General features: G+C 54.0%; 7 protein-coding genes. 4 read left to right on the top strand and 3 right to left on the bottom strand.

The window, feature by feature from the left end; all coding sequences use genetic code 11:
- Positions 1 to 329 precede the first annotated feature (329 nt).
- The 3 genes from NSS64_RS06400 to NSS64_RS06410 form a co-directional block, all read right to left on the bottom strand.
- Complete coding sequence (locus NSS64_RS06400) at positions 330 to 857, bottom strand: phosphotransferase-like protein (RefSeq protein ID WP_340939250.1); 528 nt, start codon at positions 855 to 857, stop codon at positions 330 to 332.
- Positions 858 to 884: 27 nt separating this feature from the next.
- Complete coding sequence (locus tag NSS64_RS06405; RefSeq protein ID WP_341139602.1) at positions 885 to 2,507, bottom strand: response regulator transcription factor; 1,623 nt, start codon at positions 2,505 to 2,507, stop codon at positions 885 to 887.
- Positions 2,508 to 2,607: 100 nt separating this feature from the next.
- Positions 2,608 to 4,386 (bottom strand): sensor histidine kinase, encoded by a 1,779-nt coding sequence (locus NSS64_RS06410; protein WP_341139603.1) that lies wholly within the window; start codon positions 4,384 to 4,386, stop codon positions 2,608 to 2,610.
- 281 nt (positions 4,387 to 4,667) lie between these two features.
- Here NSS64_RS06410 and NSS64_RS06415 point away from each other — a divergent pair, with 281 nt between their 5' ends.
- The 4 genes from NSS64_RS06415 (at position 4,668) to NSS64_RS06430 (ending at position 14,042) form a co-directional block, all read left to right on the top strand.
- On the top strand, positions 4,668 to 6,011 hold the full coding sequence (locus tag NSS64_RS06415; protein ID WP_341139604.1) for an ABC transporter substrate-binding protein: 1,344 nt from the start codon (positions 4,668 to 4,670) through the stop codon (positions 6,009 to 6,011).
- Positions 6,012 to 6,159: 148 nt separating this feature from the next.
- Positions 6,160 to 7,098, top strand: a complete 939-nt coding sequence (locus NSS64_RS06420) for a carbohydrate ABC transporter permease (RefSeq protein WP_341139605.1) — start codon at positions 6,160 to 6,162, stop codon at positions 7,096 to 7,098.
- A gap of 15 nt (positions 7,099 to 7,113) precedes the next feature.
- Complete coding sequence (locus tag NSS64_RS06425; RefSeq protein ID WP_341139606.1) at positions 7,114 to 7,953, top strand: carbohydrate ABC transporter permease; 840 nt, start codon at positions 7,114 to 7,116, stop codon at positions 7,951 to 7,953.
- A 485-nt stretch (positions 7,954 to 8,438) separates the two neighbouring features.
- The gene (locus NSS64_RS06430) at positions 8,439 to 14,042 is read left to right on the top strand and encodes an S-layer homology domain-containing protein (protein WP_341139607.1); all 5,604 of its coding nucleotides are present in this window, start codon (positions 8,439 to 8,441) and stop codon (positions 14,040 to 14,042) included.
- Positions 14,043 to 14,069: the final 27 nt, after the last annotated feature.

Below are 14,069 nucleotides of genomic sequence, written 5' to 3' on the forward strand. Positions count from 1 at the left end.
CATTCCCCTCGTTTCCAGCGTTACAAGACAACATAAGCGCCCCTGAGTCCGCGAAACTCGCAAAAGTCCGTTTTTTCACACAATAGCGTCCTCTGAGTCCGCCAAATGCAAAACAACCCAAAGAGGAGCTTTAACCAAGGTTAATCGCCACCGATTGGGTGGAATCCTTACGCGCATAGCAGGCTTTGCTTGGTTGCCCAGCTCTTGCTCCTTCGGGAAAGGTTGCCGCAGCCCATCATCCAGTTTGTACGCAGCAAAAAAAGGCTACCTATATCGGCAGCCTCAGCCTCGTCCATTTTTTTTAAGCAAATAACGTCATCTCATCCCTATCATTCTCCGGTACGCTTACCGAACAAATGTCCCACAATCAGATCCGCACACGCTTCAGAGGTGTTCTCATGCGTATTCACCTTGAAGCTATATCCGATGTCACGGGCCATCAGCCTGTGCTGCTCTTCGGACTGGTCTTCGCTCCGGTGCTCCCGGGCCAGATTGCGCTGGCGGCAAATGTCCAGGGGGCAAAATACTTCCACAATGGATAGCGGGTATCCGGGGAAGATATCCTTCACCTTCTCGTAATGAGGCGTGAGGCCCGGCCGCTCCACCAGGATGCCGTCAATCAGCACATGCTTGCCATGATCCGAGAATAATTTGGCGGTATGGTACATCATGATAATCGCTTCACTAAGATACTTCCAGTAATCTTCACGCAGGTAACGTTCCCCGATCGTTTCTTCGAACAGATCATTGGCTACCACATAAAAAAACTCCGGCGATCTCGATTGTATCGCATCGACTATTGAGGTTTTGCCGGAGCTGGTCACTCCGTTTAGAAATACGATTTGTCCTTTGTTCATTTGACTTTTCTTCCTTTCGTCCTTCGTTTAATTCCCTCCCGCATTCCCTTCAATCTGCTGCATATAATCCCGGGGAGAGAGCCCGGTGACCTTTTTGAACACCTTGCTGAAATAGAAGGCGCTCTCATAGCCGAGCTTCTGGGAGATTTCGTAGATCCGGCCTTCGCCGCGGACCATCATTTCCTTGGCGGCGGTGATTTTAGTCTCTGTGATATACTCAACATAGTTCACCCCGGCGACCTTGGAGAACAGGTGGCTCAGATAGTTGGGGCTGAAGTTGAACACATCCGCCACCTGATGGAGCGAGAGCTTGGTGCCGAGATTTCTTTTGATATACTCCTGTACATTCTTCACCACCTGCTCCTTATAGCTCTGTCTGCGGGTGGCGAGCATCCGGACACAGCCGTCCCGGAACTGGACGAGCCAGCCGGTAATCTCTTCAATGGTATGCATCTGATAGATCGCCCGGTAGCCCTCCGGCTCCTGCTCGAAGATCTGCTCCACCATGTTCTCCCCGTCCGCGAGCAGGGAGGTCGCCATATACAGAATGTTGCAGGCGGCATCGGTGGCGGGAACGAGCAGGTCATCCCGTCCGTCGAAGGTCTCGATCATCCGGGAGATAATGCTGTGCAAGGCGCGGGTATCCATTTCTTCAAAAGCTCTGCGGATCTCAAGCCGCGATTCCGAGAAATCAAACAGCAGCTGCTCCTGCAGCGGGGCCTCGCCCTCCGTGAAGAAGACGAAGGAGCGCTCCTTCACAGCGGCGGGCAGCGCCTTCCGGGCAGCGAGATAGCTCCCCTGCAGCAGATAAGGATCTTCCGCTGCGAAGCCAATCGCCCCGATAATGGTCACATTGAAGTAATTATGCAGCACGGAAGCCATATCTGCCAGCAAAATCTGGATGTCTGGCATCCAGAGCTGCGGGTCCGGGCCCGGCACGGGCAGGGTCAGCGCGAAGTTGCGCAGATCCAGGCTGGTGACGTAGCAGGCGCTTCTGGAGGCCAGCGTATCTTTTGCCATCTGCACGGTGCTTGAGCATAAGGCCACCAGCTTATCCCCGCGCGGCGGGATGGTGTCCGGTCCGAGAATGCGGCAGGTACAGACCAGATAAGCCGGCGCGGAGAGGTCCACCTCCAGGTCCTCCTTTTGCAGCAGATACTGGTTCTTGTTCTCGAACAGATTGTTGAACAGCCGGATGAAGAATTTATCCCGCTGGGCCTGGAGATTACCACGGTGGACCAGCTTCGGATAGCTCTCCATCGTCTGATAGGCTTCGAGTGTGGAAATCGCTCTGCGGATCGATTCCGCCAGCGCCTCCGGGGTCAGCTCCAGCTTCACCAGATAATCGGTAGCCTGGACCTCGATCGCTCCGCGCGCATACTGGAATTCCTCATAGCTGGTCAGCATGATGAACAGCGGAAGCCGCCCGTACTTGCGGCGGACCGAGCCGGCGACCTCCAGGCCGCTTTTGATCGGCATTTTGATATCACTAATTACAATGTCCGGGCGGAGGGTGTCAATCATCTCCTCCTCCTGTGCGCCGTTATGGGCGATGCCCACAATCTCAATGTTATATTGCTCCCATTTCAGCATGGACTGAAGTCCGATGCAGACCAGGGCTTCATCATCTGCGATTAATAATTTGATCAAGCTCATCACATCCTTGCTCGGTATGCTATTGTTTTGGGGTCCCCGCAAAGTACCTGAGTACTCATCGAAGCTAAGACCTCACTTTGTGGGGGATTCTTAGCTATTCTCTCTGCCGGAAGGGGAGCAGCAGCTTCATTAAGGTATAGCGGCTGGGCTCGCTCTCAATGGACAAGCCGTATTCCCTGCCAAAAGCGAGCTGCAGCCGTTCGTTCACACTGCGCAGCCCGATATTCTCCAGCATGCCCTTGGCCTCGTCCCCGGGAACGGTTAGAATGGTGGCAATCTGCTCCGCCGTCATCCCGACCCCGTTGTCCTCGATCGTGATGAGCAGATCCGTGAATCCGCTCTTCGTGACCCGGACAACAATGTCGCCCCGGCCCTTGGGCTCGATGCCATGGAAAATCGCATTCTCCACCAGGGGCTGGAGTGTGAAGCGCGGGATAAGCCCGCCAAGCAGCGCTTCCTCTTCAATCTCTGTGACCATAGTAACCGTGCTGCCATAGCGGTATTTCTGAATCAGGAAATAATCCTCCAGCAGGCTCAGCTCATCCTTCAGCGGCATCAGCCGCCGGTTGTCCTTGGCAATGCTGCGGAGCAGCCGGGACAGGGAGGTCGTCATCTCCGCAATGCCGGTGGCGTTCTGGATCGTAGCCATCCATTTGATCGAATTCAGGGTATTGTAGAGGAAGTGCGGATTAATCTGATTCTGGAGCATCCGGTATTCAAGCTCCTGCTTCTGCTTCTCGTCCGCGAGCCGGCTGTCCATGAGGGCTACGATATCCTGGGACAGGCGGTTAATGCCCCGGCCGACATCGCCCAGCTCGCTGTTCCATTCAATATTACGGTCGAGCAGGAAGTTGCCCTGGGCGATCTTATCCATGCGCTTCTTCAGCTTCTCGACCGGCAGGCTGATCGTGCGGGTCAAATACAGCGTAATGATCGCGCTTAAGACAAGCACGAGCAGACAGACGCCGAGCAGAACGAGAATCCATATATTGCTCCGGGGCGCGAACTGGTCGCTGGATAAGGTCTGCGAGAGCATGACACCGCTGCGTACCGGATACGATACCACGATATGGCTTTCCCCATCATCCTGCATTTTCACCATGGACAGCTCGGTATCGGGGCCGACAGGCTTGTCACTGGTATAGGCTACCGGCTCGTACGGCTCTTCAATGGCTCTGACCTGATCTCCGTTAAGCTGATAATGATGATCGCCGAGCGTAAGCAGCAGCCGGGAGTGTTCCGGCAGGGCATAGCCCTTCAGCTTGTCCGTAATGACGGAGGTATTCGCGAGCAGGTAGACGGTGCCCACCCGGGTGGCCCCCCGGCCATAGATCGGGAACACGAAGGGAATTCCGTAGGAATTGGAGAGCGGGTCCTTAATGACCCGGTTCCATTGCTCTTCGGCATCATTCGCCAGACCGGTCACTTGACCAATATTATGGATCGTAAGCGGAATGGAGGTGCCGAAATTCTCCACCTGCAGGAACTTTCCGCTGTTATCTGTGGCAATCAGGCGGCGTACATAGCTGTAGGAACGGTTAATACGCACATCGTCCTGCATCGCATTGAAGACATTCAGCGCCTGCTTGGGGCTGGCCTCCGCCGAACCGAAATATTCGGTAAGCAGGGTGTTCGTGGACGAGTTGGTGCTGCTGGTCATCGCCAGCGTAGTTAGATTAATCAGATCCTGTTCGATAATATGGGAGACGAGCTGGAGGTTGAATTCCGTCGCCTGGATCGTCGTTTTGCGCTGGTAATACGTAATCAGTTCGTAGCTGAACCAAGACAGCAGCGAGGCAATCAGCAGCGCAAAGGCGGTCATGAGCAGAATAATGCGGCTTTTAATAGTAGATTTACGTACCGTGGTGAACACTCCTTCATCTATAACTGGACCTATTTAAAGCGTTTTCAACTACCATAGCATATTCCTGCGTTTCATTATAGAGCCAGGGGGAGAAGCGGAGAATTTTACAGGTTTCGGATAAGAAATTACAGGTTCGGGGCAGGCCGTGCGGAGAAGAGCACAGAATAGTGAAGGAACTGTGTTTGATTTTGCATCCCCATCGGGTCTGAAAAGGCTTACAATTTGAACTAAGGCCGGATCAACCGGTGCCGGCCGCTGCACCATCATAAGAAGATAAAGGGGATACTTACATGAACTTGAAAAGATTCTACGGCATGACCCTTGCCACCGCGCTCTCCGTGAGCATGCTGGCCGGATGCTCCGGCAATAACAATACGAAAGACGCTGCTGCAACTAGCGCACCTGCTTCGGGCAACGCTGCAACCGCTTCCTCCGAACCAAGCCAGGAGCCGGTAACACTGAAATGGGCGCTGTGGGACTGGGAAGCTACTGCATACTACAAGCCGCTGATCGATGCTTACAAGGCTGCACATCCGAACGTAACCATTGAATATGTCGATCTTGGCTCCACCGACTATATGACCATGCTCAGTACCCAGCTCTCGGGCGGGGCGGATCTGGACGTCCTGACGATTAAGGATATTCCGGGTTACTCGAACCTTGTGAAGCAGAATCACCTGGAGCCGCTGAAGACCTACATGGGTGACAAGTCCATCGATCCTTCGGTATACGGCGGTACGGTTGAGCAGATTGAAGTGGGCGGTGAGGTGTATGCGCTTCCGTTCCGCAGTGACTTCTGGCTGGTCTACTACAACAAGGCCCTGTTTGACAAAGCAGGCGTGGATTATCCAAGCAACGATATGACCTTCGACCAATATGATGAGCTGGCCCGCAAGATGACCTCCGGCAGCGGTTCGGAAAAAGTATACGGTGCCCACTACCACACTTGGCGGAGCGCGGTTCAACTGTTCGGGATTCTGGACGGCAAGAACACCGTGGTCGGCGGCAACTATGATTTCCTGAAGCCTACCTATGAGCGGATTCTGAAGGAGCAGGAAGACGGCATCGTCATGGATTATGCGACCCTGAAGACCTCCAGCACGCATTACTCCGGCGTATTCTACAACAACTCCGTAGCCATGATGAACATGGGCAGCTGGTTCATTGCCACCCAGATTGAGAAGGTGAAGAGCGGCGAATCCCAATCTGCGGAATGGGGCATCGTGAAATACCCTCATCCTGACGGCGTTGAAGCCGGAACTACGCTGGGAACGATTACTTCCCTGGCTGTTAACCAGAAGTCCAAACACAAAGAAGCAGCGCTTGACTTCATGAACTTCGTAACCGGGGCAGAAGGCGCCAAGGTGATTGCTTCCACCGGTACGATTCCTGCGATCAAGAACGATGAAGTTATCAATTCTATCACTTCCATCGACGGCTTCCCGGCTGACGAGAACAGCAAGGCTGCGCTGAATACCGTTCAGACTTACCTGGAAATGCCGATTCACGAGAAGAGTGCAGACATCGAGGTTATTCTGAATGAAGCACATGATAACATCATGACTAAGAACGCTTCGATTGATGAAGGTCTGAAGGATATGAATGACCGTGTGGGCCAGCTTTTGAACAATTAATGTGAACATGTAACGTTAGTGTCCTGAATGAAGGGCGGGCGAAGGCCCGCCTTCCATATAAATAGAGGACATCACAGCATTCACAATAACAGGCTTCGAAGTAATTCCCACTTTGCGGGGATGTTATATAAGGTTTGGAGGAGAACAAATGCAGAACGAAACCCTATTGCGTACAAATAAGAGCCCAAAAAGCCGGTTGTCGCGCGGATTCCGGGATAACCTGGTCGCGTATAGCTTTATTGCGCCGAACTTTATCGGATTTGCCCTGTTCACCCTGGTACCGATGATTTTTGCCTTTATTCTGGCCTTTGTGAAATGGGACGGGGCCAATCCGATGAAGTTCATCGGGCTGGACAACTTTACCCGGCTGATCTCGGATACCACCTTCCACAAAGCCTTGTGGAACACGATTGTCTACACCATCGGAGTCGTGCCGCTGACCATGATTGTAGCGCTGGCGCTGGCGATTCTGCTTAATCAGAAGATTATGGGCCGTAATTTCATGAGAACGGTCTTCTTTTTCCCCTATGTGGCTTCGCTGGTAGCGGTTGCGGCGGTATGGAACTTCATCTTCAGCCCGACCATGGGTCCGGTGAACAACATCCTGCACTTGATTACCGGCATTCCGCTGGAGGAGTTGCCCCGCTGGGCGGCGGATAAGCAGTGGGCGATGTTTACGGTAGTGCTTTTCACCGTGTGGAAAAATATGGGCTACTACATGGTCATCTATCTGGCCGGTCTCCAGGGCATTAATCCAGAGCTGTATGAAGCGGCTGAGCTGGACGGGGCAGGCCCGTGGAGAAGATTCCGCAACGTGACTGTGCCGCAGCTGGCACCAACCACCTTCTTTGTCCTGATGATTCTCGTCATCAACTCGTTCAAGGTCTACGATATCTTCATCAACCTGTTCGCGGGCGCGGATAACCAGCTCAACAATGCTACACGGGTCATGGTCTATCAGATCTACAACACGGCGTTCCGCTCGCTGGATTACGGATATGCCAGTGCCATGGCGATTGTGCTCTTCTTGCTGGTACTCGGCATTACCATCGTCCAGTTCCGCGGCGAGAAGAAATACGGACAATAGGGGGATCTATAAGATATGGTTGGTAAAAGTAAAGGACTTAAAATCAGCTTAATGGTGCTTGTATATGCCCTGTTAATTCTGACCGTGCTGGCAATGCTGGTGCCGTATATCTGGATGCTGTCGTCATCGCTCAAGCTGAACAAGGATGTCTTCTCCTTCCCGATGCAGTGGATTCCGGCGAATCCGCGCTGGGAGAATTTCCAGGATATCTGGACCCGGATTCCGCTCGGACGCTTCATCTACAATACAGCGAAATTATCCATTATCGTTACGATCCTGCAGCTGTTGACTTCCAGCTTCGCGGCGTATGCGTTCTCGAAGCTGCATTTCAGAGGTAAAAATGTGATCTTCCTGGGGTACATCGCGACAATCGCGATTCCTTGGCAGGCCTATATGGTGCCGCAGTTCATTCTGATGCGTTACATGGGACTGAACAATACCCACCTGGCAATCATTCTGCTGCAAGCCTTCTCGGCCTTCGGTGTGTTCATGATGCGCCAGTTCTATCAGGGAGTACCGGATGAATTATGTGAAGCGGCCCGGATTGACGGACTCAGCGAATACGGAATTTGGGCAAGAATCATGCTTCCGCTGTCCAAGCCCGCGCTGTCAACACTCACCATCTTCACCTTCGTCGCCACCTGGAATGACTTCCTCGGGCCAATGATCTATCTGACCGATACGAAGCTTAAGACCATCCAGATCGGTCTGCGGATGTTCATCTCACAGTATTCTGCGGAGTATGGCCTGATTATGGCGGCGAGTGTGGTGTCGATCATTCCGGTAGTGTTTGTGTTCCTGGCACTTCAGAAGTACTTTGTGCAAGGCGTTGCTGCTTCGGGGATTAAGGGGTAGTGGAGTCAGATTTTAACTATATAAGACGCATTTAAGTTTTGAACTTGAAGCTGCATCGTCGCTGCGGTGAACATTTGGACTTCCGGCCGCTGTTGTCACCAGATTTCTTGATTTAAACCGCTGTTCGCGGGTGAAATCCGGTGACTGCTGATGCTTCCGAAGCGAGCTTTCCTGCGGAAAGCTTTCAGGCGGTCGCTACCGCTCCTACAGTTCCAAATTTCCCCTCCGCTTCTTTTGCTTTTTGTTAATTTCTTTAGTGCTTCTTATGCAGTGTAAACCACTTGCAGGTAATAAAAATATCCTATCCAGTCCCAATCGAGGATTGAGGTGAGTAGAGTATCCGCCTGGCAGTTGCAGCTTGTCGCAGTCTGCCAGGTATTTGTATATCCGCATTGTGAATTTAGACGAAGGTCTGTCCAAGTCAATCATTCTACTAACGACATGTTGAATGCGCTTACTTAGGTGAGAAAGAGGAGGATTAATGAATGAACAGAAAGAACCGCGTGAAGAAAAGGCTTTTCTCCGTGCTGATGTCCGCTACACTCGTGGCTGGGATGTTCCCTGCACTAGGGTTGCCTGTAGCTTCTGCCAGCGAGACCGATGCTTCTGCGATCAGAGTCCAGCTGGACGGCAATGATATCAAGGCTGACAATGTTAACGGCCTGACCTTCAAAGGCTTCGGCGTACTGAGCGGCAACAGCACCAGCGCCCTGCTGATGGACTATAAGTCCGAGCAGCCGGAGGCGTATGCGCAAATGCTGAAGCTCCTGTTCGGCGGCGACCGCCCGCTGATCGACCATGTCAAGATTGAGATGGGCAATGACCGCAATAACTCTACCGGTCCTGACCCTGCGACAATGCGCACGGAGGATGAGGAGGCCAATGTGGCCCGGCATCCCGGCTTCCAGCTTGCGGCTGATGCTAAGGCCATTAATCCGGCAGTGAAGGTCAGCTTCCTGCGCTGGAATGCTCCGGCCTGGGCGAACAGCAATGATAAAATCTATACCTGGTACAAAAACACCATTCTGGCCGCATACCGTGAATACGGGTATATGGTGGATTATGTGAATCCCCATATCAATGAGCACGCGCCGGATTTGGCCTGGACGAAGCAGTATGGCGAGAGGGTCAAAGCGGATACTGCCGGGTTTGAAGGCGAGCAGGAGAAAGAGCTGTACCACAGTATTAAGCTGGTGATTTCCGATGAGGTCGGCATCGGCTCCTTCGGCGATGCACTGGTGAATGACCTGTCGCTGCGCGAAGCTGTAGCCGCTGCCGGGTATCATTACAACACCGATGACGACAGCAAAGGCAATTTCAAGCGGCTGGCGGATGAATTCGACAAAGAGATCTGGAACAGTGAAGCCCAGGCCACCTTCAGTAATTCGGCCTTCCGCCCTCACAATAATATGAAAGACCCTTCTAAGCCCGGGACAGGGATCGGCGGCACCGGCGGACCGCTAGAGATGGGCAATACCATTATTAAGGGCTTCGTGAATTCACGCCGGACGCATTTCATCTATCAGCCGGCAATTGGCTCCTTCTATGAAGGCGGGCAGTACTCGTTCAAGGAGCTGCTCAGCGCCCGTGACCCGTGGTCGGGCTTCATTCATTATGACGCTGGACTGCTGGTTCTGAAGCATTTTAATGGGTTCGCCAAGACCGGCTGGGAGAACGAAGACAATACGGCAGGAATCTGGCGGGCTGTTCCCCAGGCGAGCTACACCGGAGCAACCGGCACGAACCCGGTAAGCGGGCGCAACGGAACTCCGAGCTATATGACACTGGCTTCACCTGACAAGCAGGATTTCTCGACGGTGATTATCAATGACAGCGAGGTTGAGAAGATCTACAAGCTCCAGGCTGTCAACATGGCCTATACCGGCAATCCATCCCTGGAAATGTGGGAGACGCGTGCGGCGGAGACAGGTCAGGCTTTTAACAGCAATTATATGAAAGATCTGGGGGATGTGCATGCAGACGGCAGCGGTGTGTATACCATCCGTGTGAAGCCGTTCTCCATTGTCACGGTTACCACGCTGGATAACCGCAATAAGGCAGGATTCAACACACCGCTCCCGGTGGAGGGCGAACGCACAGTGCTTGATACCGATGCTACCGGTTCTGTGCAGAATACGGAGGATCAGACGCTGTACGCCGATGACTTCAATTATGGCGACCGGAGTGTTCCCGTGATCGGAGAGGGCGGGCAGATTACTGGCATGCAGAGCTATGTCAGCTCGCGCGGCGGCCCGTATAGTGTCATGCCGCGTTATACGCAGGACCTCAACGGAGCGTTCGAGGGCTATCTGGTCGATGGCACGGATAACTATGTCCTGCGGCAGCAGCTGGACCAGACGACCACCGGAGTAGGCGGCGCCTGGAATGGCGGCGACCCGGTTACTGCAATCGGGGATTACCGCTGGACCAATTACAAGGCGAGTGCCGATGTATCTTTTGAACAGAATAGCACGTTTGGAGGGAACAATTACGCAGCGGTTGGAACCAGATACCAAGGCGGGCCGCAGACGATTAACGGCACCCCTTATGCGCTCAAGTTCTGGTTTGATGGCGGCTGGCAGCTGCTGTCCAGCGGCACCGTTGTGGCCAGCGGCAACGCAGCTACCGGCTCCGGCGGTGTGAAGATTTCGAATTTCAATACGGCACATGATGCGTGGCATAACCTTGCCATTCAGGTGGCCGGTGATACGGTGACTGCTTATTTGGATCAGGTTGAGCTTGCCTCCTACACCGATCCGAATCCGAAGCTCTCCGGGCGCGTGCAGCTCGCCAGCGGCTTCTATCATACCCGCTTCGATAATCTGAAGGTGGAGAAGGTAGACGGGTATACCCCTTATTATTCCGAGCAACTGGATAATCTGGAGATGACGGATCTGGCTGAGGTCCCAGGGACCAAGCTGGTCTATGAAGGCGGCTGGGTCCATGAGAATGGCAAAGGCATGTATGTCTATCAGCGTTCCCTCTCTACCAGCCAAGGGGCAGGGGCGGTGCTGAAGTATACTTTTACCGGCACGGGCCTTGATATTCTGGGGCCGAATGACGGCTCCGCGAAGCTGGAAGCTGTGGTGGACGGCGAGACCCTGGTAGTCGCGGGCGCTGCTAACGCAGCGAAGGAGCTATACCAGACCTTCACGCTCCGTGGACTGAAATACGATGAGCATACGGTTCAGCTCAAGGTGCTGAGCGGAACCCTGACCGTGGATTCCGTGGCGGTCATCAGCGGGGAAGGAGCAGGAAGCCCGGATACGGCGGAGCTTAAGCAGGCGGTGAGTGCTGCGCTTGCGGTCAGCAGGGAAGACGACTACCCGGAGAAGGATTGGAGGATGTTCACGAATGCCCTGGATACGGCCCAGGCAGCACTGAATGATCCGGTTCTCTACCGGCTGGACCAGGAAGGGGCAACGCAGCTGGCGGAACGTCTGTCTTCCTCTCTGAATCTGTTGCTGCTTGGAGATGTGAGAGAGCTTGCGTCCATTCCTGATAGGGCCACCTATGCAGGGCAACTGCCGGAGCTGCCAGCCAAGGTAGAGGCCACGCTCGCAGACGGCACGACCATACAGGTAGCTGTGAAGTGGAATCTCGATACGCTTAACTTCAATACTCCATATGAACGGGTAGCGGTCACTGGCACCTATGGAAGCCTGAAGACTATTACCTATGTGGAAGTGGTTCCTGAGGGGCTGGTGTACTTCCTGGACATGGGTGTTGCCGGGGATGGCGACACTCCGCCGTATACAGCCATCCGGGATCTTGCAGGCGACAGTCTGCTGAATCAGAAGGCGGACCAACTGTCCACAGGGGATTCAGTATGGGGACATACGAATACGGGCGGTAACTACAGTGTCAAAGGGCTGGGCGGTGATGTAGTTACCACCAATAAAGCCCAGACCGGAGTGTACAGCTCGAATACGAAAAATACGCCGCTGGTCTACAACCTGCCTCTGAGTGCAGGTAAATATACGGTTACTTCCTATCATCTGGACTGGTGGAATAACCTGAACCGGACGATGGATATTACAATCAGCTATCCTGATGCCGAGGGAGAGATTGTGACCGAGACGGTAAAGACCGGACTGGTTGCTGGTCTGGGCGGAGTGAAGGTTCAACATGATTTCACGCTGCCGGTCAGCGGTACGGTGAAATATTCGGTGAACAATACGTTCAGCCAGGCTTCGCTGATCAGCTATCTGGCTGTGGCGAAGGATTTGGCCAGCGCGGCCAATGAACAGGCTGTCCTTGAAGCGAAGAGTATAATTGAAGGCGCGGCTTACAGCGTCAAGAAGGCGCAAGCGAATAGTGAAGAAGCTGTACGGAACTGGCTGGCGCAGACCATTAGCGGGTTGCCGGGCTTAAGCGACACCGGGGTTACAATGGGTGACATTACCTTGTCTGCATTCCAGGAAGCCACGGAGGATACTGACGGCAGCTTCACCTTCACAGTAACGCTGAGCAAGGGGGAAGCGAGAGCAGACAGCTCGGCCAGTGGAACGATCACGCTACCGGAACCGGATACGGTACCGCCGGTTATTACCCTGACAGGCGAGGCGACAGTCAATCTGCCGGTCGGAGCGGAATACACCGATGCGGGAGCTACCGCTTATGACGATCAGGACGGAGATATCACAGAACGCATTGAGACCACCGTAACCAGTGATGTCTACAGCTTGACCGAACTGGATACGGCGCAAGCAGGGGAATATATCTTCCATTATAATGTCAGAGATACAGCCGGCAACGCAGCCGAAGAAGTGACAAGAACGGTGACGGTAAGCGAAGAAGAGCTGCCGCCGGTGGAGCAGCCACCAACCCCGACGCCAACACCAGCTCCTGAACCGTCAGCCACATCGGCTCCAACGAATGAGCCGGTATGGATACCGGCACCGACTGCAACACCAACACCGAAACCGGCTGTAACGCCTTCCCCGTCCCCGTCTCCACAGACGGAGAAGGTGCTTCATCAGGATGATTTCACGGCTCCGGCAGACGGAATCGTAACCATTCAGCTTACGGACGCTACGGAATCCGTGCTGCTTCCGGCAGGAGTCACAAGCATGACAGGCGCGAACACCCTGCGTCTTGCCTGGAATACAATTGCTGTTGATCTGGGCCCGGAAGCTTTGAAGAGTATCCTGAATACTGTTGTTGCAGGTGGAGGTCAAGCCGATGGAGTTGCCATCAGGCTATCTGCGGTGAAGACAGACGCTGACAGCCTACAACAGCGGATGAATAATCCGGCAGTCAACGGGTCTGTCCGGTTAACCGCGGCAAGCGAGGTCATCAGCTTCAGCCTGGAGGTTGTTGCTGCGGACGGAAGCACCGTACCGGTGACGGCTTTTGCCAAGCCGCTGACGGTGACCTTCGCAGTAGATTCTAAGGCGAACCGCGATTTGCTTGGCGTCTACCATATCGCTGCCAGCGGAGCAGTGGAATATGTGGGCGGTAAGCTGGTAGATAGTAATCGAAAGTTTACTGCTGATGTGCAGCATTTCAGCCATTACGCCGTACTGGAGTACGATAAGAGCTTCACCGATGTCAGCAGCGGCCACTGGGCAAGCTCTGTCATTAAGTCCATGGCTGCGAAGCATATTATCGAGGGCATCTCCAGTACGGAGTTCCAGCCGCAAGGGGAAGTTACAAGGGCGCAATTCGCCGCGATGATTACCCGTGCGCTCGGCCTTAAGGCGGCAAGCTCAGCCGCATCAGCCTTCACCGATGTGGATGCCAAAGCCTGGTACGCCGAAGCTGTAGCAGCAGTGAACGAAGCAGGCATTGTGCAGGGACGCAGCAAGGAGACCTTCGCTCCGGATGAGCGCATTACCCGCGAGGAGATGGCGCTCATGATCGTTCGGGCACATGAACACTTGAAGGGAAGCAAGAGCAGCAGTGAATCTGCTGCCAGCTCGTTCAGTGACTATTCCCGGATTCAGGATTGGGCGAAGAACGCTGCCGTTACCGCTGAACAGATGGGCCTGATCCAAGGACGCGGCAACCAGCAATTCGCGCCTCAGGAGACCATGACCCGCGCCGAGAGCGCGCAAGTCATCTCCAATCTGCTGGGGCATAAGTAACAGTAACACTAACGAGGCGGTTCAAGC

It is taken from the genome of Paenibacillus sp. FSL H8-0122 (genome assembly GCF_038005345.1).
Taxonomy (GTDB): Bacteria; Bacillota; Bacilli; order Paenibacillales; family Paenibacillaceae; genus Paenibacillus_AQ.